The following is a 25,929-nucleotide window of genomic DNA, read 5'->3' as shown; positions in this document are numbered from 1 at the left end:
TTTGTGTGAATACTTACAGTTTACCCCAATGAAACGCTATGAGTTTTTTTGTTGCACTATATTTTACAATTTATCTTATAAAAAAAGGATACTGGTGCAAAAACGTGTTATAATAGTTAGGTTATATGGTCCCGATAAGGTGGTAGAATGCATCTACCAGTTCTTTGTAACTCTATAACGAATATTTTTTAAGGGGGGACATTTTTATGTCAGAACGTAAATTATTCACGTCTGAATCTGTATCTGAGGGGCATCCAGATAAGATTGCAGACCAAATTTCAGATGCTATCTTGGATGCTATTTTAGAGCAAGATCCAGAGGCACACGTGGCTGCTGAAACAGCTGTTTATACTGGTTCCGTGCATGTCTTTGGTGAAATTTCAACGACCGCTTATGTAGATATTAACCGTGTGGTTCGTGATACTATTGCAGAAATCGGTTATACCAATACAGAGTATGGTTTCTCAGCGGAGACGGTGGGAGTTCATCCATCTTTGGTGGAACAATCTCCAGATATCGCTCAAGGGGTTAATGAAGCTTTAGAAGTTCGTGGGAATGCGGATCAAGATCCACTTGACTTGATTGGTGCTGGAGACCAAGGTCTCATGTTTGGTTTTGCAGTTGATGAAACTGAAGAACTCATGCCATTGCCAATCTCACTCAGCCATAAGTTGGTTCGTCGCTTGGCAGAGCTACGTAAGTCTGGTGAAATTAGCTACCTTCGTCCAGATGCAAAATCCCAAGTTACTGTTGAATATGATGAAAATGACCAACCAGTGCGTGTGGACACTGTCGTTATTTCAACTCAACACGATCCAGAAGTCAGCAATGAACAAATCCGTGAGGATGTAATCAACAAGGTTATCAAAGAAGTGATTCCAGCTTCGTATCTTGACGATGAGACTAAATTCTTCATCAATCCAACAGGTCGTTTCGTTATCGGAGGACCTCAAGGAGACTCAGGTTTAACTGGTCGTAAGATCATCGTGGATACCTATGGTGGTTATTCACGTCATGGTGGTGGTGCCTTCTCTGGTAAGGACGCGACTAAGGTTGACCGTTCCGCTTCTTATGCAGCTCGCTACATTGCTAAAAACATTGTTGCTGCAGGTCTTGCTAAGAAAGCAGAAGTGCAATTGGCTTATGCCATTGGGGTAGCCCAACCTGTATCTGTTCGGATCGATACCTTCGGTACTGGAGCAGTGGCTGAAAGCAAGCTTGAAAAAGCAGCGCGTCAAATCTTTGACCTTCGTCCTGCAGGAATTATCCAAATGCTTGACCTCAAACGTCCAATCTACCGTCAAACAGCGGCTTATGGACATATGGGACGTACAGATATTGACCTTCCGTGGGAACGTTTAGACAAGGTGGAAGACTTGAAAGAAGCAGTTAACTAAGTAGATAGAAAGAATCTAGAACAGTTGTTCTAGATTTTTTTGTAAAATAAATTTACAAATGTAAACAAAACTATTGACAAGAAAAAAAGAAGGTGTATAATTAAACTACAAATGTAAATATATTATCTTTGATAGGAGATAGAAAGGAAAAACAATGGCAAAGATTTCAAGTGCGGAATGGGAAGTCATGAGAGTTCTCTGGACTAAGGGGGAAGCGACTTCTACAGAAATAACCAAGATTCTCTCCACCAAGCAGGAATGGTCAGCTTCGACAGTGAAAACTCTTTTGGGACGATTGGCTGATAAAGGCTACCTGACGAGTCGAAGAGAAGGTCGAACCTATCTCTATCAGACCCTTCTCAATGAAGAAGAGTCCAATTTAAAAGCTGTCCAAGCAGTCTTAAGTAAGATCTGCTTGACCAAGCATAGCCAATTATTGGGAAAACTGATCCAGCAAACACCAATGACCAAAGAACAGATCAAGGACTTGCAAGAAATCCTCGCATCCAAAGAAAGCGTGGAGCGGGTTCAATGTGATTGCCAGCCAGGCCAATGTCACTGTGTCAGTCATGTGGAGGAAGAGAAATGAAAGAAGAAACTTTTGTCGTCAATGGGATGACTTGTGCATCCTGTGTGATCAATGTGGAGAAAGCTGTCAACCATCTGGATGGTGTTGAAAAAGCGACAGTAAACCTGACCACCGAAAAAATGACAGTAGAATATCAAGGGGAACCTTTGAGCCCAGAGGCTATTTCAAAAGCGGTAGCGGATGCCGGTTATGAGGCAGTAGTATATAATCCAGATACAGCTAAGAGCCAAGAAGAGAGAGAAGGTGACAAGCTACTATTGATCCGAAAACGCCTCTTTTGGTCTTCCATCTTCACCCTGCCACTCTTTTATCTAGCGATGGGCCCCATGATTGGCCTACCAGCACCTGCATTTGTTTCACCTGATCGAGCACCTGTGGCTTATACTCTTGTTCTTTTGTTCTTGACCATTCCTGTGATGATCTTCGGACGAGCCTTTTATCGAAATGGCTTCCGAACCCTTCTAAAAGGCCATCCCAATATGGATGCTTTGGTGGCTTTGGCGACTAGCGCAGCCTTTCTTTATAGTCTTTATGGAACTTATCACATTTTGCTTGGTCACCACCATCACGTACATCAGCTTTACTTTGAGTCTGTAGCTGTGATTCTGACCCTGATTACTCTAGGTAAATATTTTGAAACACTATCTAAAGGGCGTACTTCACAAGCCATCAAAAAGCTCATGCATCTGGCGGCTAAAGAGGCAACGGTCCTACGTGATGGAAAAGAAGTGAAATTGCCTGTAGAAGACTTGGTCATTGGAGATCAGATCCTGGTCAAGCCAGGTGAAAAAATAGCCGTTGATGGTCAGGTGGTTTCCGGACAATCAGCCATTGATGAAAGCATGCTGACGGGTGAATCAATCCCCATCCAAAAAACTGAAGGGAGTTCAGTTTACGCTGGTTCCATCAATGGTCAAGGAAGCTTGGTCTATCAGGCTGAAAAAGTTGGTCGGGATACCTTACTAGCACAAATCATTCAGCTGGTGGAAGATGCCCAACAAACCAAAGCGCCAATCGCTAAGATTGCTGATCAAGTGGCAGGAGTTTTTGTCCCTGTAGTTATGGGGATTGCCCTCTTATCTGGTCTCTTTTGGTATTTTATCATGGGTGAAACCTTCACCTTTGCTATGACGGTAACGATCAGTGTCTTGGTCATTGCCTGTCCATGTGCCCTAGGCTTGGCTACTCCGACAGCCATTATGGTAGGCACAGGATTAGGGGCAGAGCATGGGATCCTCTACAAGAGAGGGGATGTCCTTGAGTTAGCTCATCAAGCACAAGTCTTGGTCTTCGATAAAACGGGGACCATCACTCAAGGAAAGCCTCAGTTGTCTTCTTCTTATACTTATAGACAAGCTGGGAATGTCTTACAAATACTAGCCTCTCTGGAAGCTAAGTCCGAGCATCCACTAGGACAAGCTATTCTGGATGCTACAAAGGAAGCGCATGTAGACATCTTAGAGATGGAAAACTTCTCTAGTCTAACAGGAAGAGGCCTTACAGCTAGCTATGCTGGGCAGGTTTATCTGGCTGGGAATCAAACGCTCATGGAAGAGGAAGGGGTCGATGTTCGTCTTGCCAAGGCTGACTTGGAAGCCTTGACCCAGGATGGACAAACGCCGATTTTCTTGGCTGAAGATGGACAACTCATGGCTCTATTTGGCGTAGCAGACCGCATCAAGGAAGATAGTTTAGAAATGGTTGCTAGTCTAGAAAAAATGGGCAAGAAGGTCATCATGCTAACTGGGGATAATGACCGAACTGCTCAGGCTATTGCCAAGAAGGCTGGAATCCAGCTGGTCATCAGTCAAGTCCTTCCTCAAGAAAAATCACGGGTAATCCAAGAGTTGCAAGCAGAAGGCAAGTCTGTGATCATGGTGGGGGATGGAATCAACGATGCACCGGCTCTTGCAACTGCTGATATCGGGATTGCCATGGGGTCTGGGACAGATATTGCCATGGAAAGTGCGGATATCGTCGTCATGAAACCGCAATTGATGGATGTTGTCCGGGCTTTAGAAATCAGCCACTATACGATTAAGACCATCAAGGAAAACTTGTTCTGGGCCTTTATCTACAATGTTTTAGCTATTCCTGTGGCGATGGGCCTTCTCTATCTCTTTGGGGGCCCGCTCTTAAACCCGATGCTAGCAGGTCTAGCTATGAGTTTTAGTTCAGTATCGGTTGTACTGAATGCTCTAAGATTAAAGAGAAAAAAATTGTAAGAACTAGGAGAAAAATCATCTCCTCATGAAGAAGAAAGGAAAGAATCATGTCAAAAACATATGAAATTACAGGAATGAAATGCCAAGGTTGTGCCAATGCTGTCACTGAAAAACTATCTGCTGTAAAAGGTGTAGAAGAAGTGAAAGTTGATTTAGAGAAAAAACAAGTAACCATTGAAGGGAAACCTTGGAAATGGTCCTTGACCCGAGCTCTAAAAGGCAGTAAATATGAATTAGGAAATGAAGTGAAATAAAGTCAGGAAAGGCGGTCCGAAAAGGGCTGCTTTTTTTGATTATAAAGAAGTGACAACACTTACAGCCAATTTACAAACAACATAAATAAAAAAGGAAAGATTCTGAAAATATAAAAAAATAGTAAAACATTTAGTTGAGGTTTCTAAAGATTGGATTGACCGATCAAAAGATAAGAATGAGTAGAAAATGAAGCGTTTTTATGATATAATAGATGCGGTAATTTTTTACCGAATGATTGAAAGAGCTTATACAAATTTACATGAAAAAAATTATAATTAATGGTGGTCGCCCTTTAAAAGGTGAGGTGACCATTAGTGGTGCAAAAAATAGTGTGGTGGCCCTTATTCCTGCAACTATTTTAGCAGACGAAATTGTGACTCTTGATGGTGTCCCAGATATTTCAGATGTGGCTAGCTTGATTGACATTATGATCCTCATGGGAGCAAAAGTGGAGCGAGATGGGGAGACCCTTGTTATCGATCCGCGTGGTGTTCAAGATATGCCAATGCCATTTGGAAAGATCAATAGTCTTCGCGCTTCTTACTATTTCTACGGAAGTCTTTTGGGACGTTATGGCCAGGCAACTGTAGGTCTACCAGGGGGATGTGATTTAGGTCCACGTCCCATTGATCTGCATTTGAAAGCCTTTGAGGCGATGGGCGCTAAAATGACCATGGATGGTTCTAGTATGAATCTTTCCACAAATGGGGAGCGTCTCCGTGGCGCAGTGATCTATATGGATACGGTTAGCGTTGGAGCAACGATTAATACCATTCTAGCTGCTGTTAAAGCGGAAGGTCGTACCGTTATTGAGAATGCTGCTCGCGAACCTGAGATCATTGATGTCGTGACTCTTCTCAATAATATGGGGGCTCACATTCGTGGCGCAGGTACAGATATCATTACGATTGAAGGAGTAGACTATCTCCACGGGACACGTCACCAAGTGATTCCAGATCGCATCGAAGCGGGGACTTATATCGCCCTTGCTGCAGCTGTGGGAGAAGGGATTCAAATCAACAATGTCCTATATGAACACTTGGAAAGCTTTATCGCTAAGCTGGAAGAAATGGGCGTTCGGATGACCATTTCTGAGGATAGTGTTTTTGTTGAAAAGCAGGAAAATCTGAAAGCTGTCCATATAAAAACCTCTCCTTACCCTGGATTTGCGACTGATTTGCAGCAACCCTTGACTCCCTTGCTCTTGACAGCTAATGGAAAGGGAAGCATTGTCGATACTATTTATCAAAAGCGAGTCAACCATGTGGCTGAACTGATGCGCATGGGAGCTACGATTGAAACAGTTAGTGATCGTATTGTCTACCAAGGACCAAATCAATTAACGGGGGCTCCAGTTAAAGCGACAGACCTGCGTGCAGGTGCGGCCTTGGTGATTGCTGGCCTAATGGCTCAAGGAAAAACAGAGATTACCAATGTTGAGTTTATCCTTCGTGGCTATTCGCATATCATTGAAAAATTGCAACAATTGGGAGCTGACGTCAAGCTAATTGATGAAGCATAACGAACGATTTTTATGAACATTTGGACGCAACTAGCAGCATATTCATGTTTCGAAACAGAGCGCCTCTTCTTGAGGCCCTTTCTATATAGTGATGTGGCTGACTTTTATACCATATCCTCCAATCCGGATAATTTGCCTTTTATTTTCCCAGCACAAACTTCCCTTGAAGAATGCCAGTATGTCTTGGCGAATTATTTTTTAAAGAATCCTTTAGGAATATGGGCGATTTGTGACAAGGAAACTGGCCGTGTGATTGGATCGATTAAATTTGAAAAATTGGATGAAATTAAGAAAGAAGCAGAGCTTGGTTATTTCTTACACAAGGACTATTGGGGCAAAGGCCTCATGACAGAGGTTGTCAAAGAAATTACCTTTTTGTCCTTTCAGGAACTTCATCTCAAACAAGTCCGAATTATTACCCATGTTGAAAATATAGCCAGTCAACAGGTAGCTTTGCATGCCGGTTATACATTAAAACGACAATTTAAGGGAAGTGACCGCTATACCCGAAAGATGCGGGATTATTACGAGTTCTGCATAGATAGAGGAGATCTCAATGAGTAAACACCAAGCGATCTTAGATTATTTGGAGAAACTACCGATTGGCAAGCGTGTCAGTGTGAGAAGTATCTCGAACTATTTGCAGGTGAGTGATGGGACCGCCTATCGGGCCATTAAAGAAGCCGAAAATCGTGGAATTGTTGAGACGAGACCTCGTAGTGGGACTGTTCGTGTTAAGTCCAAAAAAGCTGTCCTGGAACATCTGACTTTTCGAGAGATTGTAGAAATAACCGGTTCGGAAGTCTTGGCAGGTAAAGAAGGACTGGAACGAGAGTTCAACAAATTTTATATCGGTGCTATGACTGAAGAGCATATTTTAGACTATGTCTCTGAAGGTGGGCTCCTCATTGTTGGAGACCGGACCAATATCCAGCGTCTGGCCCTCAAACACGACAATGCTGTTCTTGTAACGGGTGGTTTCGACGTCGATCCTTCTATTTTGGAACTAGGTCGCAGTGGCCAAACTCCTATCTTACGTACCAAGCATGATACCTATACCGTGGCGACCATGATCAACCGTGCTCTCGCAAACATGCAAATTAAAACAGATATTTTAACGGTCGAACAAGTCTATTCGCCCATGCATGAATATGGTTTTTTACGGGAAACGGATACCGTACGTGACTATCTAGATTTGGTAAGAAAGAGCCGGTTTAGTCGCTTTCCTGTCGTCAATCAACACCAGATGGTTGTCGGAGTGGTGACCATGCGAGATGCAGGAGACAAGACACCCCAGACAACTCTTGACAAGGTCATGTCCCGTAGCGTCTTTACGACAAACCTATCCTCTAGTATTGCCAACGTCAGTCAACGCATGATTGCAGAAGATTTTGAGATGATCCCTGTTATTCGCAGCAATCAGACCCTGTTAGGAGTCATTACCCGTCGTGCGGTCATGGACCGGATGAGCAAGGAACAATTGTCTGGTTTGCCTACTTTTAGTGAACAAATCAGTCAAAAAGTGGTTCTGCAAGCCAATCATTTTGAATTGACGGTTGAACCGAGTATGTTAGAAAAGAGTGGAGTTCTCTCGAATGGCGTGCTCACTGAAGTTCTAACAACGGTCACTCGCCAGCTCATGATGAATTCTGGGAAAAATTTAATTATTGAACAACTGTTGGTCTATTATCTTCAAGCTGTTCAAGTGGACGATACCTTGCGGATTGAAACGCGCATCGTTCGTCAGACAAGACGATCGGCTATTATAGATTTTGATTTGTATTTGAATCTACAGTTAGTTACGAAGGCCACCGTCACTTTGAAAATTAATTAGAATGGAAGTAGGAAATAGATGATTACATTGAAATCACAGCGTGAAATTGAAGCCATGGACCGTGCAGGAGAGTTTCTTGCTAGTATCCATATTGGCCTTCGGGATTTGATCAAACCAGGTCTCGATCTTTGGGAAGTAGAAGAGTATGTTCGACGTCGCTGTAAAGAAGCCAATGTCTTGCCCCTTCAGATTGGTGTTGAAGGAAGCTTGATGGACTATCCCTATGCGACTTGTTGTGGGATCAATGATGAAGTGGCTCATGCCTTTCCTCGCCATTATGTCTTAAAAGATGGGGACCTCTTAAAGGTGGATATGGTCTTGTCTGAGCCCTTAGAAAAGTCTGTTGTTGATGTCTCAAAATTAGACTTTGACAATGTCGCGCAGGTGAAAAAGTATACAGAAAACTACTCTGGTGGTTTGGCGGATTCTTGCTGGGCTTATGCAGTAGGAAATGTATCTCAAGAAGTTAAAGACCTCATGGATGTGACCAAGGAATGTCTTTACAAGGGGATTGAAAAAGCCGTTGTCGGAAATCGTCTAGGAGATATCGGAGCCGCTATTCAAGAATATGCTGAAAGCAAGGGCTATGGCGTGGTTCGAGACTTGGTCGGTCATGGTGTCGGTCCAACTATGCATGAAGAACCAATGGTGCCTCATTACGGTCGTGCAGGACGTGGATTGCGCTTGCGTGAAGGGATGGTCTTGACCATTGAACCAATGATTAATACCGGAACTTGGGAAATTGATACCGATATGAAGACAGGTTGGGCCCACAAAACCCTTGATGGTGGTCTTTCTTGTCAGTACGAACATCAGTTTGTGATTACAAAAGATGGTCCTGTTATTTTGACTAGTCAAGGCGAAGAAGGAACCTATTAATACAAGTAGAGAGGAAAGAATGGAGCTGAATATAAAAAACGGTTTCGCTCTTTTCTCTTTTTATCACTTTGTTTAGGGGGAGGGAAGATATGAAAAAGTTTTTCAAATGGCTAGGCCAACGACCATTTATTAAGGGGTTCTTGCGCTTTTATATGGCCTCTGAATCGGATATCACGAGTATAGCTGTAGCCTATTATTTGTTGATTTCGATTCTTCCTTTATTGTTGATTGCAGCTAATATCCTCCCTTACTTTCAGATTCGTCCGACTCAGATTTTGCTGACTTTGCGAGAAGTATTACCTGCTTCCATGTACCGGATTGTTTTGCAAGTTATTTCATCGGTGCTTACTAAGCCTTCTACTGGTTTGCTGAGTTTCTCCATCATCTCTGCTTTATGGGTCTCTTCACAGTGTATTGCATACCTGCAAAGGGCCTTCAATAAAAGTTATGGAGTGGAGAAGGAGAGAGGGATTATCTGGGCGAGAATCTTCAGTATTTTGATTAGTTTTGCTCTGCAAGGTCTGTTCGGTCTATCTCTGGTTTTGACTATGTTTGGACGGATGATTATTCGTTCGGTCTATGAGATTTTCAAGTTTGATGAAAGTATCTACCTTCGTCTCCTAAATATTTCAGGACCTTCGGTTTACGTTCTTCTCTTTTTGACCTTGCTCTTGCTCTACTACACGCTACCCAATATCAAAATTCCTAAGTTTCGCTATGTCTTTCCGGGAGCTATCTTTGTAACAGCAGTTCTTTATTTGACCCTGAATATTTTCTGGAAATATGTCGACCACTATATCACGAGTTTCTTAGATGCACGTTTCTTCGGGTCGGTCCTCTTAGCGATTATTATGTTCTGGTTTATCTTAGTATCGAAGGTGTTGATTATTGGTTGCATCTTAAACGCTAGTATTCAATATGCGATTGAAGCACGATTCGAAACAAAAGATGGGGATGTGGTAGCCAAGTACAAGTCATCTCAAGTAGCTTTTCACCAAAAGGAAGCATCACTCAAGCGTCGTTTCCATCTTAAAAATGTGAGAAAAAATCAGGAATGATGTTAAAGAAACAAATCATGAAGAGAGAGTGGGACAGAAATCGGTAATTCGTTAGAATTCGATTTCGTTGTCCCACCTCCGCACAGTTGAGTAGGGCTGTAAAAGCTGATGAAATCAGCGTAGTAGAGCCCACTCAACCACTGCGTCTTGCTCGACAATCCAAAGACAATTGAGAGGCTAGGACTTTTGTCCAGCCTCTTATTTGTGCTCGTTATTTTTATTGCATTTGCAACAAAAATATGGTAGAATCATCCATAAAGAAAGGAGGAGCAGATGACGATACTACGAGAGATTGGCGTCATAGCCCGAGCCTTAGATTCGATTGCCAATATCGAATTTCGAGATCTAGAACTGGCTAAAGGCCAATACCTGTATTTGGTACGGATTGGGGAGCACCCAGGGATTATTCAAGAGGAGTTATCCGATTTATTAAAAGTGGATCGCTCAACAGTAGCCCGCTCTGTTAAAAAATTAGCTGATAAAGGATTTATCCGAGAATTAAATGATCATTCCAATCAAAAGATAAAAAAATGGATCCTAACGGAAAAGGGACAGGCGCTTTATCCGTTCATCCTTTCTGAACATGAATATTCTGAGGAGACAGCCCTAAAGGGATTTTCAAAAGCAGAAGCCCTTCAATTAGAGGAATGGCTTGCAAAGATGAGAGAAAACATCGCGGCGGATTGGGAGCTAGTGAAAAAAGGCAAAAAAAGAAATTATAGTGAGGAAAAGAAATGAAATTTACAGTAGATCAAGCATTTTGGGATTTGTTTCCCCAAGCACAAGTAGTGGTGATGACAGTAGAAGGTATTGACAACCACGTCGACGAAAGCAAGGATCCCTATTTTAAGGAACTACTTGACAAGGGAGTCGCTCGATCAAAAGTCTTCATCGATGATGAACAATTCACTGTCAGCCCAGTCGTTCAGGAATGGCGTCAGGCTTTTACCAAATTCAAGACCAAAAAAGGAGCTCGTTCTTCCATCGAAGCCTTATTGAAACGTGTGTCGCAAGGACGGGAGTTTTATCCCATTAATCCGCTAGTTGATCTCTACAATAGTGTATCTCTTGCTTATGCTATCCCCTGTGGTGGTGAGGATATGGAAAATTTAGCTGGAGGCTTATCCTTAGGAAAAGCCAAGGGGGGAGAGCCATTCTTCCCACTAGGAGCTGAGGAAGACGCTCCTGCTTTGCCGGAAGAGATCATCTATTATGATCAAGAGGGAGCCGTTTGCCGTTGTTTAAACTGGCGGGAAGCTCAAAGAACCATGCTGACAGAAGAAACGCGACAGGCTATTCTTGTGATGGAGGCAGTGACTGAAGAGCAAGCAGGACGGGCCAAAGAAGCAATGGACGAATTAAAAGGCTTGGTCAAGGACTACTTTGGTGTGGAAGGAAAGATTGCATATTTGAGCGCCCAAGTATCTAGTCTAGAAGTATAAAAAAATACCGTCAGAGACCATATGAGTTCTGACGGTTTTTCTTAGTTATTTGGAACTTATTTCTTATTTCGGAAGACAAAAAGTTTACTGAAAACATAGTTCAAAATGACGATCATAAATTGGGCGGCAAACGTTTCGATGGTATTGATAGCCGTCCGATTCATATTGACAAACTGACCGATGATTTGCGGATACTGGGTTACAAAGATGGTGGTCATCAAGAGGTCAAGCACCAGAGTTCCCATTCTAGCAAAAGAGAAAACAATCAACCGTTTCAACCAGCCTTTTCTTTCTTGTTTAAAGACAATCGTATCATTGGTAGCAAAGGCAAAAAGAATTCCTGCAATATTTCCAATTAAGGTAGCTAGTTGTTCTTGGTCTGTCAGTTGGAAAACAATCAGCCGAGTAGCAACAGAAACAATCGTTGTAGCAACACCAAAGATCAGGTAGGCTAAAATTTCATTATCAAAGATTCGATTAAGTAGTTTTTTCATACAATTAGTCTATCATAATTTCCTTATTTATGCTATACTTATAAAGTTGATTTGTTGCTTTGAAATCTATTAGTTTGGGTCATCGGCAAAGATCAACCCTTGGTGCTTAGCTTCTTTCACCAAGCATATTAGACGCGGTAAAACCGCTAAAGGAGAAAACGATGAAAAACTATACTGTTCGTGACTTGGCACAGATTGCCCTAGTTGCAGCTCTCTATGTGGCCTTGACCATTACGCCCCCGTTGAATGCCATCGGAAGCAACGAGATCCAATTCCGTGTTTCTGAAATGCTCAACTTCATGGCTTTCTACAATCGGAAATACATTTGGTCTGTTACCATTGGGTGTATGATTTCTAACTTCATGAGTTATGGAATTATCGATTTGATCGTTGGTGGTGGATCTACCTTGATCTTCGTTACACTTGGAGTTTACCTATTTAAACGCTATGAAAAGACAGATCTCTTTAATGGATGGATTCGCAAGGATCATTTCTTATTCTCAATTTTCTTTGCCCTCTCTATGTTCACGATTGCCCTAGAATTGCATATTATAAACAAAACACCATTCTTCTTGAATTGGTTGACAACTGGTTTGGGTGAATTTGCTTCCCTGATTGTCGGAGCTATTTTGATCAAAAAGATTGCTCAACGAATTGATTTGACTCAATAATCCACTAGAGAGTGGGACAGAAATCGGTAATTCGTTAGAATTCGATTTCGTCGTCCCACCTCCGCACAGTTGAGTAGGGCTGTAAAAGCTGATGAAATCAGTGTAGTAGAGCCCAGTCAACCACTGCGTCTTGCTCGATAATTCAAAGACAATTGAGAGGCTAGGACTTATGTCCCAGCCTCTTTTTTTGATGCCATGGTTTCATCCGATTCATTCTGAAAAACGATATTTTTTCGCATGTGAAGTAGTCAGAAAGGGCACAGTAAAGCGTTTTTATGGTAAAATAGAGATATGGAAACCAGAATGAAAGAGTTAGTAAACTTACTAAACAAATATGCAGAAGAATATTATACAAAAGATGCTCCTTCCGTATCGGATTATGAGTACGACCAGCTTTATCGGGAACTGGTTGCTTTAGAGGAAGCCCATCCAGAATTGGTCCAACCCAATAGTCCAACCCATCGGGTCGGAGGAACCATTCTCAAAGGGTTTGAAAAATACCAGCATACTTACCCGCTTTATAGCTTGCAGGACGCCTTCTCCTATGAAGAATTGGTGGCCTTTGACCAACGGGTTCGCAAGGAATTTCCATCTGTCACCTATGTATGTGAGTTAAAAATTGATGGCCTATCTATTTCACTTTCTTATGTCGATGGTGTCCTTGAAACTGGTGCTACACGGGGAGATGGGAGCATTGGAGAAAATATCACCGAAAACCTCAAGCGAGTTCGCGATATTCCTCTAGTCTTACCGGAACCTCTTACCTTAACCGTTCGCGGAGAATGTTACATGCCCCGTGCGTCTTTTGATGCTGTAAATTTGTCCCGCCAAGAAAATGGAGAGGCAGAGTTTGCGAATCCTCGAAATGCTGCAGCCGGTACTCTTAGACAGTTGGATACGAAGATTGTTGCGGAGCGCAAGCTCGCGACCTTCCTCTACCAGGAAGCTAGTCCTACTGATCAAGCGACCCAAGAGAAGGTATTAGCCAAATTAAACCGCCTCGGTTTTGTCGTCAATCCTCATCACAAGACAGCGACCAGTATCGAGCAAGTCTGGGCCTATATTCAGGAAGTGGCATCCATGCGAGACCAGCTTCCATATGATATCGACGGGGTCGTGATTAAAGTAAATGATCTAGCTGTTCAAGAAGAGCTTGGCTTTACCGTCAAGGCTCCCAAATGGGCAGTGGCTTACAAATTCCCAGCTGAGGAGAAAGAAGCAAAACTCTTGTCAGTTGATTGGACAGTCGGTCGGACAGGAGTGGTGACACCGACGGCTAATTTGACGCCAGTTCAGTTAGCAGGTACGACGGTCAGTCGAGCTACCCTCCATAATGTAGATTACATTGCAGAGAAAGACATTCGCAAGGATGATACGGTCATTGTTTATAAGGCCGGGGACATTATCCCAGCTGTCTTGCGTGTTGTCATGGATAAGCGCATATCGGAAGAGAGATTAGAGATTCCGTGTCACTGTCCGAGTTGCGAGAGCGAGCTCCTTCATTTTGAAGATGAAGTGGCCTTGCGTTGTATCAATCCTCGCTGTCCGGCTCAAATAAAAGAAGGACTCGCTCACTTTGCCAGCCGTGATGCCATGAACATTACAGGCTTGGGGCCAGCAGTGGTCGAAAAACTGTTTGCTAAAGAACTGGTTCAAGATGTAGCAGGTATTTATCGGCTAACCGTCGATGACCTCTTGCAATTGGATGGTTTTAAAGAAAAATCTGCCCAAAAATTAGTAGATGCGATCCAGACATCGAAGGGAAATTCTGCTGAAAAACTATTGTTTGGTCTGGGAATTCGTCATGTGGGAAGTAAGGCTAGCCAGCTCTTGCTTCAGGAATTCCATTCCATTCCAGCTATAGCAGATGCAAAGGTTGAAAAGATTGCGGCGATAGACAGTTTAGGAATGGTGGTTGCTGAAAGTCTTAAGCGTTATTTTGCCCAGGAAGGCTCTCAACTTCTTTTAGAAGAGCTTAAGGATGCTGGGGTAAACTTAGATTACCTTGGACAAAAGGTTGCAGCAGATGCTCCTTTGTCCGGTAAAACAGTTGTCTTAACTGGTAAACTGGAACGTCTGACACGTTCGGAAGCCAAGGCTAAATTAGAAGCCTTAGGGGCTAAAGTCACAGGTTCCGTGTCCAAAAAAACTGACCTATTAGTAGCAGGTAGCGATGCGGGAAGTAAATTAAGCAAAGCGCAGGAATTATCGATTGAAATACAGGATGAAGCCTGGCTTGAAAGTTTATAGAGGCATGTATGGAAAATAAGATTAAAAAAGCACGAGTGATATATAATCCGACCTCTGGTCAGGAAATCATTAAAAAGAATATCGCAGAAGTTTTGGATGTGTTAGAGGATGTTGGCTACGAAACAAGTGCCTATCAGACCACTCCAGAGCCCCTTTCAGCTCAATTAGAAGCAGAACGAGCTGCAAAAGCTGGTTTTGATTTGATAATTGCTGCTGGAGGAGATGGAACCATTAATGAGGTTGTCAATGGGGTTGCTAGCTTGGAACACCGTCCAAAGATGGCTTTTATTCCAACTGGAACAACCAACGATTATGCTCGTGCACTGAAGATTCCAATGGGAGACCCAGTCGCAGCTGCACGGATCATTGAGAAGAACCAAACTATTCAAATGGACATTGGCCGTGCTTACGGAAGTAAATATTTTATCAATATTGCTGCAGCAGGAACCTTGTCCGAATTAACCTTTAGCGTTCCAAGTGAAGTGAAATCACGCTATGGCTACTTTGCTTATGTGGCCGAAGCTGTGAAAAAATTTCCTAAAAATAAAACCCGCAAGGTACGGATTGAACACGACAATGGGGTCTATGTTGGACCAGTTTCTCTTGTTTTCGTAGCATTGACCAATTCAATCGGTGGCTTTGAAAGTGTGGCACCAGATGCTAAACTTGATGATGGGAACTTTACCTTGATCTTAGTCAAAACAGCTAAATTATTTGAAATGCTGTCTCTCATTATGCAAGCTGTAAATGGTGGGAAACACGTTAATGATTCAAATATTGAATACCTCAAGACCTCTAAATTAAAAATTGAAGTTTTGGATCAGAAAGAAGAGTTCAAGATTAATTTAGATGGCGAATACGGCGGAGATACACCGGTAGAACTGGAAGTTTTCCACAATCACTTAGAATTTTTTGCCAACATCGATGAAATTAATGACGATGCTCTGGTCCGTTCAGAATATAAATCAGAAGAATAATGGAGAATCATTGCTGAGAGTGGGTAATGCCAGTTTCTTCATACATAGTTAATTAGGAAATAGGAAATACAATACGATGCATCAGTATCAAGTGAAAATCCACTACCATCATCCCGTAGGTGATTATTTCGCCCGTGATATGTGGAAGTGGCATGAAGGAGTATGGGGAGAGGAAGTCTCTTTCTCCAAGCTCGATTATTTTGGAGTTGAGGGGCTCCTAGTTTATAACTGTGAGACACCTCAACACATTGGCCATGTCATCATCAAGGAAGGAAACTGGCTTAGTCAGTCGGATGAATACCATATTGAGCTTTTACCAGAAGGGAAAGTGCGGGAAGTCTGGTTGATTCAAGGAGATGACACCGTTTATTATTCCTTGCAGGCTGCAATGACCAGTCATGAATACAGCCGTCGGAAGCCACGCGCTTTTGATATGGCGACGCACTATCAAGAATTTGATGCCAAATGGGGCTATCAGGGTTGGTTGGGATATCGCCAGCAAGATGATGATTACCGCTTTAAACTTTGGGCGCCTACTGCCAATAAAGTAGACCTTCTCATCTATGATTCTGTAGCCAATGACAGCAAGGTCTGGAAGATTGTCCCAATGGTTCGTGGTCAGAGAGAATCTAGCGACCATGTTCGCAATAACTGTGGTGTCTGGTATGCAGATGTCATGGGAAACCTCAGTGGACTAGCCTATCAGTATAAGGTTTATTTTGATTACCATACAGAGATTGCGCGTGATCCTTATACGATCGCTACCAGTGAAAATGGGAAAAAGTCTGCCATTCTTTCTCATCAGGATTGCATCTTCCCTGCCTTTCAGTCAGAAGCTTATGAAAAGGCTGACTGGCGTCTGGATAATCCTTGTCAGGCGGTTGTTTATGAAATGCACGTCCGGGATTTGACCATCTCTCCGACTTCCGGTGTGGATGAAGCCTATCGAGGAACCTACCGAGGAGCTTACCAGACTGGGACGAAGAACGCCCAAGGGGATGCCACAGCCTTTGACTATATCAAGGAATTAGGGGTCAATGTGGTCCAACTGCAACCAGTGACCGACCGCTATAAGACCTATGATGAAGACGGGAATGTCCTCTACAATTGGGGCTATGATGTGCAGAATTACTCTGCTCCAGAGACTAGTTACTCGACCAAACCTCACGATCCTAAGACCACCATGCGTGAGTTAAAAGAAATGATACACGCCTATCATGAAGCGGGTATTTCGGTAGTCATGGATGTGGTCTATAATCATATCTATTCGACAGAAGATGGAGCTTTCCAAACAACCGTTCCTGATTATTACTACCGGATGAATCCAAATGGATCCTTCCAAAATGGTACAGGAGTTGGGAATGAGACGGCCAGTGAGCATGAGATGTACCGCAAATTCATGATTGATTCCTTGACGTATTGGGTAACAGAATATAAGATTGACGGTTTCCGCTTTGACTTAATGGGGATTCACGATGTGGATACTATGAATGAAATCCGTGAAGCCATGGACGCAATTGATCCACGGATTCTCCTTTATGGAGAAGGTTGGGATATGGGGACAGGATTGGCTCCAGAAGATAAGGCCAAAAAGGACAATGCTTATCAAATGGCCCAAGTCGGTTTCTTTAATGATACCTCTCGAGATGCCATAAAGGGAGCTGAAGTCTTCGGATCCATCAAACGTGGGTATGTCAGTCGCAAGTCTACAGAAGATATCATTGCGCGCTCCGTACTTGGAAGTGCAGAGTTGGGATCCTTCCTAACTCCAAGCCAGGTCCTCAACTATGTAGAAGCCCATGACAACTATAACCTCTACGATTTACTTTCTTATGTCCACCCAAATGATTCTCAGGAAAAAATTAAGAAGCAGGTAGAAATGGCGACAGCCATGAATCTCCTCTTCCAAGGGATGGCCTTTATGCAGGTTGGACAAGAGTTCCTACGAACCAAACTAGTTGCAACGGGCGAAGATGGGGAAGTGACACCTCAAGATCGAGAACGGGCTATGAATTCCTATAATGCGCCAGATGCCGTCAACCAAGTCGATTGGGATTTAGTATCTGTCAACAAGGATACAATCGAATATGTGCGTCAAATCATTCATTTGAAGAAGACCCTACCTGCCTTGTCCCTCGAATCTTATGAGGAGATTTATCAACATGTCTTCGTGCATACAGCAGATATGGGCAGTGGTGTTGTTGTCTTTGAATTAAATTGGGACAAACACTACTATGTCATTTTTAACACCAGTGGACTACCATTCTATCTCCAGAATGCAGATCATCTTGAGCTCCTTGTTGGAAATAGTCGAAATAAACGTCCATTCTATGTTGAGAATTTAACAGCTTCCATATTTGAATGGAAGAAATGAGAGTGGGACAGAAATCGGTAATTCGTTAGAATTCGATTTCGTCGTCCCACCTCCGCACAGTTGAGTAGGGCTGTAAAAGCTGATGAAATCAGCGTAGTAGAGCCCACTCAACCACTGCGTCTTGCTCGACAATCCAAAAATAATTGAGAGGCTAGGACTTTTGTCCCAGCCTCATTTCAAATTTAAGAAAAGTCTTCTTAAAAACTTTCCTTAGGTGAGTACGGAGGTTAGGTGAAATTATCCAGTGGATGATTTCAGCAATCCAGGAACTTCCAAGACTTAGTTTTGAACCTAAAGTTTCAAAACTCCCGAGTACTTGAAACACTATGTTTCAAGTACTTTTCTCACAGCGGAAAGTTTTAGATTTGCTTTAATAATCCAAGGTAATAGAAGTGTTTTTTAAAAAAGTCCAGCTTCCTTAAAGTAAAAACAGTTTGTCTATATTCAAAAATAAGATTGGGAGGTCCCAATCTTATTTTTTTTCTGATGAAGATGAGCTAGAACTACTTGAGCTGGAATTCTCACTCGAAGAAGATGAACTGAACTGTTCAGGGTGGAGTTCCTTATAGCTTGGCGCTTTGAAGAGATCAACGGTTGATTGATTGCCTCTTTGGCTATAGAGGCTGGTTGAGGCATCCCCTTTTTCTTTTTCAATTTTCTTCAATGCTTTCATCGAGTTATTGTAGGAGTAGTCATCTGGGTTAACTTTACCAAGAGCATTTCCAGTGTAGAAACGTAAGAGGTCCCCTGTTTGGATACTATCACTAATCTTAAGTTGTAGATTCGCTGCCTCACGGATTTTATCCAGTTGCTCTTTCGTTGTTTCGTCTGGATTGGTGATTTCTTCACCAGTCTTGGTGTAATAGGTCCGGCCACTGTAACTTGTATACTCAGGAGTTACAAAGTAGTTAGCAGAACGGAAAGCAACGATTTGGCTATGATTTGGAGATAATAAGTCTTGACCAACTTGAAGGAAGTTCTTAGAATCAATGCCTAACAAGTGTTCCAATGTTGGAAGCATATCAATCTCTCCACCATAGGTCTCAATAACTTTCCCTTTGTTTATGCCAGGAACGACCACCATATAAGGTACCCGTTGCAACATGGCATTGTCATAACTTGACCAAGTTTCAGAGTTCTTATCAAGCAAAGGAGCCAGAGCTGGATTTCGAGAATTAGAAATACCGTAGTGGTCTCCATACAATACGATAATGGAGTTTTCATAAAGACCAGAAGCTTTGAGATAATCGAAGAAGGCCTTGATAGAAGAATCCAAATAGTTTGCTGTTGCGAAATAGCCATTAATGGTTTCATCTTGCGTCTCTGCAAGAGGGAAACCAATCTCGTCCCCAATCAGACTCGTCGTATAAGGATAGTGGTTGGAAACGGTAATGAACTTAGTATAAAACGGTTGTTGCATATGTTCCAAGTACTTGATGGAATCCTTCAACATGATCTTGTCATTAAGTCCATACTGGAAGGAGTTGGTTTCATCTTGCTTGGTAAAGTATGACGCATCAAAGAAGTAATGGTAGCCCCATTGTTTGTAGGCTGTATTACGGTTCCAGAAACTTCCGGCATTTCCGTGGAAAACTGCACTAGATTGGTAACCATTCTTAGAAAGAATGAAAGGAGCTGCTTGCTGGGTATTAGTCCCACCGTAATTTACCATAAAGGAACCTTGGTTCAAACCGAACAAGCCTGTTTCAATCATGGTCTCTGCATCTGATGTTTTACCAGCTTTTACTTGGTTGAAGATATTGGCAAATGCAAAGGTTTCGTTTGAGTGGTAAAGCGAGTTGATGAAAGGTGTCACTTCGTATTCTTTGTCATCGACTTTCAATTTATAGTCGATCAAGAATTGTTGGAAGCTTTCCAAATGGATATAGATGACATTTCGTCCCTTGGCGAGACCAAAGGTTTCAGGGTTTGGTTGAGCATAATGGCTAGCAACATACTCTTCAACAGGCTTTAAGTCAACTTCAGAAGCCTTTGAGCGTTCTTTATTGGCCATGTAGGTCTGGTTGGCACTGTAACCCAAAAAGGCAGGTAAACCAAGCGCACGAACCACATAGTAGTTGGAGAAGCCACGCGTTAACAATTCCGGACGGTCAATCTCCGCCAAGAAAAGATTGGCCGAGAAGAGCATAGCAGAGAGCGAAGTCACTGCAAAACTTGCCCGTTTGTTAAAGGGACGGCGATCTAGTTTGACCAATTTCTTTAAGAAGAGGAAAGCTAGAATCGGGAAGTCTAAAACATAGATAATATCCCAGGGACGGAACAATTCTAAGGCTGCAGCTCCAAGACCGGCAGAAACTTTACTAGATGCCAGCATGGTGTTGACTGTTACGAAGTCTGTAAACTCACGATAATAAATCGAGTTGGAAATCAACCAGATAAATAAAATAACATAGATGCTAAAAGATAGCATGTAAAAGAGTTTGGTTCTCTTAATATAAAAAGCGAGACCGATGAATAAGAGGCTGAGTGGAATCGGGTTAATTACTGCAAGAAAAACCTGATAAAAGCCTTGAATATCTAGATTAAAGTCTACTGCATAGGCCCACATGGTTTTAAACCAATAAAGCAACAGTAGGGTAAAGACAAATCCTAGTCTGGTACTCATAGCATCGAGTATCGTTTTGGTAATTTTTTTCACAAAAATATACTTCCTTGCCTTATTTCCTAAAAATTTTCTTACAACAGTATACCATAATTTAAAACGTTTTGAAAATAAAGCAAGTAAATAATGATGTTAAAAAAGAGTATGATTGATATTGGTAATCATTAGCTAAACAAAAGAAGTGCGATTGTTTAAAAAGATGGTGAATACTTCCTTAATAATAGGATTCTTAAGTGGGAGACTTTGTGAATTTTTGAAAATTTTGATACAATAGAAGTATGAAAAAGCTGACAATTAACCGACAAGTTGAGAAAAAAATCCATAAAGGTTATAAGATTTTAGAGAAGAGTGATTTTGGGCAACTCCCCTTTGACAATGAGGTGGTTGAGCTGGTCACAGCTTCGGGTCATTTTTTAGGGACAGGCTATCTTTCAGAGCAAAACAAGGGTCTTGGTTGTGTCATTTCTACCAAGAAAATCACCTTGGATCAGGCTTACTTTAGTCAGCTATTTGCTAAAGCTAAGTCAAAACGTCAGTCTTACTATCAGTCGGAATTGGATACAGCTTTTAGAGTTTTTAATCAAGAAGGCGACGGATTTGGTGGCTTGACTATTGATCTCTATGGAGATTATGCCGTCTTTTCCATTTACAATGCCTTTGTTTATCAAATCAGAGAGTTGCTTGTTGCAGCTTTTCAAGAAGTTTTTCCAGAGGTCTTGGGAGGATATGAAAAAATCCGTTTCAAGGATCCAGGTTACGAGTCAGCCCATCTTTTTGGTCAAGAAGCTCCAGAGCAGTTTTTGATTTTGGAAAACGGCGTTCGCTACCAAGTCTTTCTGAATGATGGCTTGATGACAGGAATTTTCTTGGACCAACACGATGTGCGTGCTAGCTTAGTAGATGGCTTAGCTGCAGGTAAATCCTTACTCAATATGTTTTCCTACACGGCGGCTTTTTCGGTAGCAGCGGCCATGGGCGGAGCAGTAGAAACAACCTCTGTTGATCTGGCCAAGCGGAGTCGCGAACTATCTGAAGCTCATTTTGTGGCAAATGGTCTAGCATTGGACCAGCACCGCTTTATCGTCATGGATGTTTTTGATTATTATAAGTATGCCAAGCGTCATGGCTTGACTTATGATGTGATCGTTTTAGATCCTCCGAGTTTTGCTCGCAATAAGAAGCGTACCTTCTCAGTTGCGAAGGATTACCACAAACTAATCGAGCAGTCCCTAGAGATCTTGAAACCAAAAGGTATTTTGATTGCAAGTACGAATGCTGCCAATGTCAGTCGGGATAAATTTAAGAAAGAAATTGAAAAGGGCTTCAAAGGCCAAAAGCATCGCTTTATCAGTGAAGTGGGACTTCCAGCTGATTTTCGATACAATGAAAGGGAAGAAAGTAGTAATTACTTGAAAGTTTTTACGATTAAGGTGGATCAATGAAATTAGTTGTCTCTGTAATGCCTAGAAATTTGGAGGAGGCTCAGGCTCTCGATGCCAGTCGCTATCAAGATGCAGATATCATCGAATGGCGGGCAGACTTCTTGGATAAGAATGATATTCTACCGGTTGCACCTGCAATTTTTGAAAAATTTGCGGGGCGTGAAATTTTGTTTACCCTGCGGACTCGTCCAGAGGGGGGACAAATTGATCTCTCAGGTGATGAATATGTATCGATTATCCACGATATCAATACGATCTACCATCCAGATTATATAGATTATGAATATTTTAGTCACAAAGTTGAGTTTGAACAGATGATGAATTATTCCAATCTGTGCCTCAGCTATCATAATTTCCAGGAAACTCCTGAAAATATGATGGAGATTATGTCGGAGTTAACCAGCTTTACACCTAAATTGGTCAAGGTATCAGTGATGGCTCATACCGAGCAGGATGTTCTGGACCTAATGAACTATACACGTGGCTTTAAGACGCTAAATCCAGAACAAGAGTTCGTTACCATTTCTATGGGGAAAATCGGCCGAATCTCTCGCATCGCTGCCGATTTAACTGGTTCTGTTTGGTCCTATGCTAGTGTAGGAGTGGAAAGTGCACCAGGACAAATTAGCTTGTCCAGCATGCACAAGATTCGGGAGATCTTAGATGAAGATTGATGGCTATACGCGAATGGCGGCCGTGATTGCCAAGCCCATTCGTCATAGTATCTCACCCTTTATTCACAACTGGGCTTACCAACTAACCGCGACCAATGTAGTCTATCTTGCTTGGGAAGTGGAAGAAGAACAAGTCGAACAAAGTCTTCAACAGTTACGGGTACTGGATATGTTGGGCGCTAATATTTCCATGCCTTACAAGAAAAAGGTCTTGCCATTTTTAGATCAGGTAGATGGAAGCGCACAGCTTATTGGTTCGGTCAATACGATTGTTCAGAAAGATGGTCGTTTAACAGGCTACAACACAGACGGACTTGGTTTTCTAAAGAGTCTTCCTAAGACTTTTTCGATAATGAATAAGAAACTCGTTCTTTTAGGTGCGGGTGGTGCTGCGACTGCTATTGTTGTAGAGGCTATTCGGCAAGGAGTTGGCGAGATTCATTTATTTGTTCGTCCAGAAAGTTTAGATAAGTATCAGGCTATCTTTGCTCCACTATCCGAAACTCTTGATGTTTCAATTGTCCTTCATGACTTATCCAGTCGGGATCAGTTGAATGCAACGATAGAGGGGACGGATTTATTGATCAATGCTACAGGAATAGGAATGGACGGGTCTTCTCTCCCTATTCCGAAAGAGTTTAGCTTTCCTAAAGGTTGTCTAGTGGCTGATTTAGCTTATTTTCCTGCCAAGACACCATTTCTTCAATTAGCTGAAGAACAAGGGGCGCAAACCTTAAATGGCTTGGGAATGCTCTTCCATCAAGCTGCTGTTGCCTTTGAACTGATGACGGATAAAACATTCCCAGAAGAGGAAGTCTGGCAAGCTTTGAAATTGGAATACCCAGATTATGTATTAGAAAAATGATGGAAGAAAACAGAAAAACTTAATCAAGTATGCTCTGTTTTCTATTTTTATACAATAGTGAAATTGTAATCTTTTTCACATTGATTTGAAAGGAGATCCTTATGAAGGTGAATGTAGATCTACCAAAGAATGGTTATGAGATTGTCATTGAGAATGGAGCGATCCAAAAGGTTGGAACCTGGCTCAGTCAATTATGGAAAGCTCAAAAAGTAGCAATCATAACAGACAACCATGTAGGGTCTCTTTATGCAAGTCAGGTGGTAAAAAGCCTTGAAAGTGAAGGATTTACAGTGATTAGCTATGAGTTCCTAGAAGGAGAAGCTAGTAAAAATCTGACGACCGTTCAGAAAGTCTATGAATTTTTAGCGAAAAATGGGATGACACGATCAGACGGCATTCTCGCTCTTGGGGGTGGTGTTGTCGGTGATCTAGCAGGCTTTGTGGCTTCCACCTATATGCGGGGGATTCATTTCGTCCAAGTACCGACTAGTTTGACGGCTCAGGTTGACTCCTCTATCGGAGGTAAGACCGGAGTCAATACACTCTATGCAAAGAACATGGTAGGAACTTTTGCCCAACCGGATGGGGTATTGATTGACCCTGAAGTGCTGCGGACTCTTGGCAAGCGCGAGTTGATCGAGGGCATGGGGGAAGTCATTAAGTACGGTCTCATCGAAGATCCTGCCTTATGGGAAGAACTGGATCAAATGGATGGCTCCATTGAGTCTATTTATGAGCATGCAGAATCCCTGATTGCCCATTCCTGTCAAGTCAAGCGCAAGATGGTCGTCGAAGATGAGTTAGACCAGGGCATTCGTCTTTATTTGAATTTCGGTCATACCCTTGGTCATGCGATCGAAGCAACAGCCGGTTATGGCCAGGTCATGCACGGAGAAGCCGTTGCGATAGGAATGGTGCAAGTTACTAAGGTTGCAGAAGCCAAGGGATTGGTTCAAGCCGGTTTAACGCAGGCTATTTGCCAAATGTGTCAAAAATTTGGCTTACCAGTAGAATTCCATACTTGGGATAAGGAAAAGCTTTATCAGGCCTTGACCTTGGACAAGAAGGCGAGGGGCAATCAATTGAAACTCGTTTTGGTACCTGAAATTGGGACTTGTCAAATCCATCCAGTTCCGTTGGAAGAAATGAGAGACTTCTTACACTAGAAAGCGACAAAGGAGATACCATGCGTTATTTAACAGCAGGAGAATCACACGGACCTCGACTTACAGCTATTATCGAAGGAGTGCCAGCAGGGCTCCCTTTGACAGCTGATTATATCAACGTCGAACTAAAACGTCGCCAGGGTGGCTACGGTCGTGGAGCACGGATGAAGATTGAAAGCGATCAAGTCGAGATCACCTCTGGTGTTCGCCATGGCTTGACCATGGGAGGTCCTATCACTTTGAATGTCACCAATCTAGACCATCAAAAATGGCTGGAGATCATGTCTGTCAGTGATGTGGAGGAAAAGAAGAAGGGGCTCCGGAAAATTACCAAGCCTCGTCCAGGCCACGCTGATTTGGTCGGCGGAATCAAGTACCGTTTCGATGACTTACGAAATTCTTTGGAACGCTCATCCGCTCGGGAAACAACCATGCGGGTAGCAGTTGGTGCAGTAGCCAAACGACTATTGGAAGAGATTGGGGTTCAAGTAGCCAGCCACATCGTCAATTTCGGTGGCATCGAAGTAGAGGTTCCGGAAAATCTAACGGTTTCCCAAATCAAGGAAGCGGTCGCTCAATCAGAGGTTTCCATCGTTAATCGAGAGCGAGAAGAGGAAATCAAGGCCTATATCGATAGCGTGAAGAAAGAGGGGGAAACCATCGGAGGGATCGTCGAAACGATTGTAGGTGGTGTGCCTGTCGGTCTGGGTTCTTTTGTCCAATGGGATAAGAAATTGGATGCTAAGATCGCTCAAGGGGTTGTCTCTATCAATGCCTTTAAAGGTGTAGAGTTCGGGCTAGGCTTTGAAGCAGGTCGTCGTAAAGGCAGTCAAGTCATGGACGAAATTCTCTGGTCTGAGCAAGATGGGTATACTCGCCGAACCAATCATCTGGGCGGATTTGAAGGTGGCATGACCAATGGAGAGCCAATTATCGTCCGTGGAGTAATGAAACCAATCCCAACTCTTTATAAACCCCTCATGAGTGTCGATATTGAAACGCACGAACCGTATAAGGCAACGGTGGAGCGGAGTGATCCAACAGCACTTCCAGCTGCAGGAGTTGTCATGGAAGCTGTGGTGGCAACGGTCTTAGCCACAGAAGTCTTGGACAAGTTCTCTTCTGATAATCTGGAAGAATTGAAGGAGGCTGTCGAGCGTCATCGGGCCTATACCAAAGCTTTCTAACTGGA

Annotated in this window: 22 protein-coding genes and 1 riboswitch; of the genes, 20 read left to right on the top strand and 2 right to left on the bottom strand. The window is 42.7% G+C overall.

Annotated features, from left to right (window positions below):
- Positions 1-206: 206 nt before the first annotated feature.
- The 11 genes from metK (at position 207) to K1J10_RS04560 (ending at position 11,201) form a co-directional block, all read left to right on the top strand.
- Positions 207-1,397, top strand: a complete 1,191-nt coding sequence (gene metK, locus K1J10_RS04610) for a methionine adenosyltransferase (protein WP_223356028.1) — start codon at positions 207-209, stop codon at positions 1,395-1,397.
- A gap of 154 nt (positions 1,398-1,551) precedes the next feature.
- Positions 1,552-1,986 (top strand): CopY/TcrY family copper transport repressor, encoded by a 435-nt coding sequence (locus K1J10_RS04605; protein WP_154853239.1) that lies wholly within the window; start codon positions 1,552-1,554, stop codon positions 1,984-1,986.
- A complete protein-coding gene (locus tag K1J10_RS04600) occupies positions 1,983-4,211 on the top strand; it encodes a heavy metal translocating P-type ATPase (RefSeq protein ID WP_223356027.1) in 2,229 nt (742 codons plus the stop codon). Before K1J10_RS04605 ends, K1J10_RS04600 begins: the two co-directional genes overlap by 4 nt.
- Before the next feature lie 47 nt (positions 4,212-4,258).
- The gene (gene copZ, locus K1J10_RS04595; RefSeq protein WP_126404419.1) at positions 4,259-4,465 is read left to right on the top strand and encodes a copper chaperone CopZ; all 207 of its coding nucleotides are present in this window, start codon (positions 4,259-4,261) and stop codon (positions 4,463-4,465) included.
- 260 nt (positions 4,466-4,725) lie between these two features.
- On the top strand, positions 4,726-5,988 hold the full coding sequence (locus K1J10_RS04590; RefSeq protein WP_223356026.1) for a UDP-N-acetylglucosamine 1-carboxyvinyltransferase: 1,263 nt from the start codon (positions 4,726-4,728) through the stop codon (positions 5,986-5,988).
- A 12-nt stretch (positions 5,989-6,000) separates the two neighbouring features.
- A complete protein-coding gene (locus tag K1J10_RS04585; RefSeq protein ID WP_223356025.1) occupies positions 6,001-6,552 on the top strand; it encodes a GNAT family N-acetyltransferase in 552 nt (183 codons plus the stop codon).
- Positions 6,545-7,822, top strand: coding sequence for a CBS-HotDog domain-containing transcription factor SpxR (gene spxR, locus K1J10_RS04580; protein WP_125330046.1), 1,278 nt, complete (start codon positions 6,545-6,547; stop codon positions 7,820-7,822). The genes K1J10_RS04585 and spxR overlap by 8 nt, the downstream gene beginning before the upstream one ends.
- Before the next feature lie 18 nt (positions 7,823-7,840).
- Positions 7,841-8,701: a methionyl aminopeptidase gene (locus tag K1J10_RS04575; protein WP_154853226.1), complete on the top strand. Its 861-nt coding sequence runs from the start codon at positions 7,841-7,843 to the stop codon at positions 8,699-8,701.
- An 89-nt stretch (positions 8,702-8,790) separates the two neighbouring features.
- Positions 8,791-9,759: a YihY/virulence factor BrkB family protein gene (locus K1J10_RS04570; RefSeq protein ID WP_223356024.1), complete on the top strand. Its 969-nt coding sequence runs from the start codon at positions 8,791-8,793 to the stop codon at positions 9,757-9,759.
- Positions 9,760-10,032: 273 nt separating this feature from the next.
- Positions 10,033-10,497, top strand: coding sequence for a MarR family winged helix-turn-helix transcriptional regulator (locus K1J10_RS04565; RefSeq protein ID WP_223356023.1), 465 nt, complete (start codon positions 10,033-10,035; stop codon positions 10,495-10,497).
- Entirely contained in the window at positions 10,494-11,201 is a 708-nt protein-coding gene (locus K1J10_RS04560; RefSeq protein WP_223356022.1) for a B3/B4 domain-containing protein, read from the top strand. The genes K1J10_RS04565 and K1J10_RS04560 overlap by 4 nt, the downstream gene beginning before the upstream one ends.
- A gap of 56 nt (positions 11,202-11,257) precedes the next feature.
- On the opposite strand, the gene K1J10_RS04555 is transcribed toward K1J10_RS04560, so the two are convergent.
- Positions 11,258-11,695, bottom strand: coding sequence for a GtrA family protein (locus K1J10_RS04555; protein ID WP_048688108.1), 438 nt, complete (start codon positions 11,693-11,695; stop codon positions 11,258-11,260).
- Positions 11,696-11,723: 28 nt separating this feature from the next.
- Positions 11,724-11,859: riboswitch (PreQ1 riboswitch) on the top strand.
- Here K1J10_RS04555 and K1J10_RS04550 point away from each other — a divergent pair.
- The 4 genes from K1J10_RS04550 (at position 11,857) to pulA (ending at position 17,967) form a co-directional block, all read left to right on the top strand.
- Entirely contained in the window at positions 11,857-12,366 is a 510-nt protein-coding gene (locus K1J10_RS04550) for a QueT transporter family protein (protein WP_223356021.1), read from the top strand. (Overlaps the previous riboswitch by 3 nt.)
- A gap of 291 nt (positions 12,367-12,657) precedes the next feature.
- Positions 12,658-14,616: an NAD-dependent DNA ligase LigA gene (ligA, locus tag K1J10_RS04545; RefSeq protein ID WP_223356020.1), complete on the top strand. Its 1,959-nt coding sequence runs from the start codon at positions 12,658-12,660 to the stop codon at positions 14,614-14,616.
- Between the two features lie 8 nt (positions 14,617-14,624).
- Entirely contained in the window at positions 14,625-15,593 is a 969-nt protein-coding gene (locus K1J10_RS04540; protein WP_048688118.1) for a diacylglycerol kinase family lipid kinase, read from the top strand.
- Between the two features lie 76 nt (positions 15,594-15,669).
- Positions 15,670-17,967, top strand: coding sequence for a type I pullulanase (gene pulA, locus K1J10_RS04535; RefSeq protein ID WP_223356019.1), 2,298 nt, complete (start codon positions 15,670-15,672; stop codon positions 17,965-17,967).
- Positions 17,968-18,439: 472 nt separating this feature from the next.
- Here pulA and K1J10_RS04530 read toward each other — a convergent pair whose 3' ends face one another.
- Positions 18,440-20,626 carry an LTA synthase family protein gene (locus K1J10_RS04530; RefSeq protein WP_223356018.1) on the bottom strand — a complete coding sequence of 729 codons (2,187 nt, stop codon included), beginning with the start codon at positions 20,624-20,626 and terminating at the stop codon, positions 18,440-18,442.
- Positions 20,627-20,868: 242 nt separating this feature from the next.
- Between K1J10_RS04530 and K1J10_RS04525 the strand changes: the two genes are divergently transcribed.
- The 5 genes from K1J10_RS04525 to aroC all read left to right on the top strand — a co-directional run bounded on the left by K1J10_RS04525 (position 20,869) and on the right by aroC (position 25,924).
- Positions 20,869-22,032 (top strand): class I SAM-dependent rRNA methyltransferase, encoded by a 1,164-nt coding sequence (locus K1J10_RS04525; protein ID WP_223356017.1) that lies wholly within the window; start codon positions 20,869-20,871, stop codon positions 22,030-22,032.
- Positions 22,029-22,706 (top strand): type I 3-dehydroquinate dehydratase, encoded by a 678-nt coding sequence (aroD, locus tag K1J10_RS04520; RefSeq protein WP_223356016.1) that lies wholly within the window; start codon positions 22,029-22,031, stop codon positions 22,704-22,706. Before K1J10_RS04525 ends, aroD begins: the two co-directional genes overlap by 4 nt.
- A complete protein-coding gene (aroE, locus tag K1J10_RS04515) occupies positions 22,696-23,571 on the top strand; it encodes a shikimate dehydrogenase (protein ID WP_223356015.1) in 876 nt (291 codons plus the stop codon). The genes aroD and aroE overlap by 11 nt, the downstream gene beginning before the upstream one ends.
- 101 nt (positions 23,572-23,672) lie before the next feature.
- Complete coding sequence (gene aroB, locus K1J10_RS04510; protein ID WP_125330034.1) at positions 23,673-24,737, top strand: 3-dehydroquinate synthase; 1,065 nt, start codon at positions 23,673-23,675, stop codon at positions 24,735-24,737.
- A gap of 20 nt (positions 24,738-24,757) precedes the next feature.
- Positions 24,758-25,924, top strand: coding sequence for a chorismate synthase (gene aroC, locus K1J10_RS04505; protein ID WP_223356014.1), 1,167 nt, complete (start codon positions 24,758-24,760; stop codon positions 25,922-25,924).
- Positions 25,925-25,929 lie beyond the last annotated feature (5 nt).

The organism is Streptococcus australis, assembly GCF_019930045.1.
Lineage (GTDB): Bacteria > Bacillota > Bacilli > Lactobacillales > Streptococcaceae > Streptococcus > Streptococcus australis_D.
Note: the sequence above shows the minus strand (reverse complement) of the source record. Positions and strands in the feature narration are given on the sequence as shown.

Excerpts from the sequence above, each read along its gene's own strand:
- metK (WP_223356028.1), top strand. The coding sequence starts at position 207 with ATGTCAGAACGTAAATTATTCACGTCTGAATCTGTATCTGAGGGGCAT.
- K1J10_RS04605 (WP_154853239.1), top strand. The coding sequence starts at position 1,552 with ATGGCAAAGATTTCAAGTGCGGAATGGGAAGTCATGAGAGTTCTCTGG.
- K1J10_RS04600 (WP_223356027.1), top strand. The coding sequence starts at position 1,983 with ATGAAAGAAGAAACTTTTGTCGTCAATGGGATGACTTGTGCATCCTGT.
- copZ (WP_126404419.1), top strand. The coding sequence starts at position 4,259 with ATGTCAAAAACATATGAAATTACAGGAATGAAATGCCAAGGTTGTGCC.
- K1J10_RS04590 (WP_223356026.1), top strand. The coding sequence starts at position 4,726 with ATGAAAAAAATTATAATTAATGGTGGTCGCCCTTTAAAAGGTGAGGTG.
- K1J10_RS04585 (WP_223356025.1), top strand. The coding sequence starts at position 6,001 with ATGAACATTTGGACGCAACTAGCAGCATATTCATGTTTCGAAACAGAG.
- spxR (WP_125330046.1), top strand. The coding sequence starts at position 6,545 with ATGAGTAAACACCAAGCGATCTTAGATTATTTGGAGAAACTACCGATT.
- K1J10_RS04575 (WP_154853226.1), top strand. The coding sequence starts at position 7,841 with ATGATTACATTGAAATCACAGCGTGAAATTGAAGCCATGGACCGTGCA.
- K1J10_RS04570 (WP_223356024.1), top strand. The coding sequence starts at position 8,791 with ATGAAAAAGTTTTTCAAATGGCTAGGCCAACGACCATTTATTAAGGGG.
- K1J10_RS04565 (WP_223356023.1), top strand. The coding sequence starts at position 10,033 with ATGACGATACTACGAGAGATTGGCGTCATAGCCCGAGCCTTAGATTCG.
- K1J10_RS04560 (WP_223356022.1), top strand. The coding sequence starts at position 10,494 with ATGAAATTTACAGTAGATCAAGCATTTTGGGATTTGTTTCCCCAAGCA.
- K1J10_RS04555 (WP_048688108.1), bottom strand. The coding sequence starts at position 11,695 with ATGAAAAAACTACTTAATCGAATCTTTGATAATGAAATTTTAGCCTAC.
- K1J10_RS04550 (WP_223356021.1), top strand. The coding sequence starts at position 11,857 with ATGAAAAACTATACTGTTCGTGACTTGGCACAGATTGCCCTAGTTGCA.
- ligA (WP_223356020.1), top strand. The coding sequence starts at position 12,658 with ATGGAAACCAGAATGAAAGAGTTAGTAAACTTACTAAACAAATATGCA.
- K1J10_RS04540 (WP_048688118.1), top strand. The coding sequence starts at position 14,625 with ATGGAAAATAAGATTAAAAAAGCACGAGTGATATATAATCCGACCTCT.
- pulA (WP_223356019.1), top strand. The coding sequence starts at position 15,670 with ATGCATCAGTATCAAGTGAAAATCCACTACCATCATCCCGTAGGTGAT.
- K1J10_RS04525 (WP_223356017.1), top strand. The coding sequence starts at position 20,869 with ATGAAAAAGCTGACAATTAACCGACAAGTTGAGAAAAAAATCCATAAA.
- aroD (WP_223356016.1), top strand. The coding sequence starts at position 22,029 with ATGAAATTAGTTGTCTCTGTAATGCCTAGAAATTTGGAGGAGGCTCAG.
- aroE (WP_223356015.1), top strand. The coding sequence starts at position 22,696 with ATGAAGATTGATGGCTATACGCGAATGGCGGCCGTGATTGCCAAGCCC.
- aroB (WP_125330034.1), top strand. The coding sequence starts at position 23,673 with ATGAAGGTGAATGTAGATCTACCAAAGAATGGTTATGAGATTGTCATT.
- aroC (WP_223356014.1), top strand. The coding sequence starts at position 24,758 with ATGCGTTATTTAACAGCAGGAGAATCACACGGACCTCGACTTACAGCT.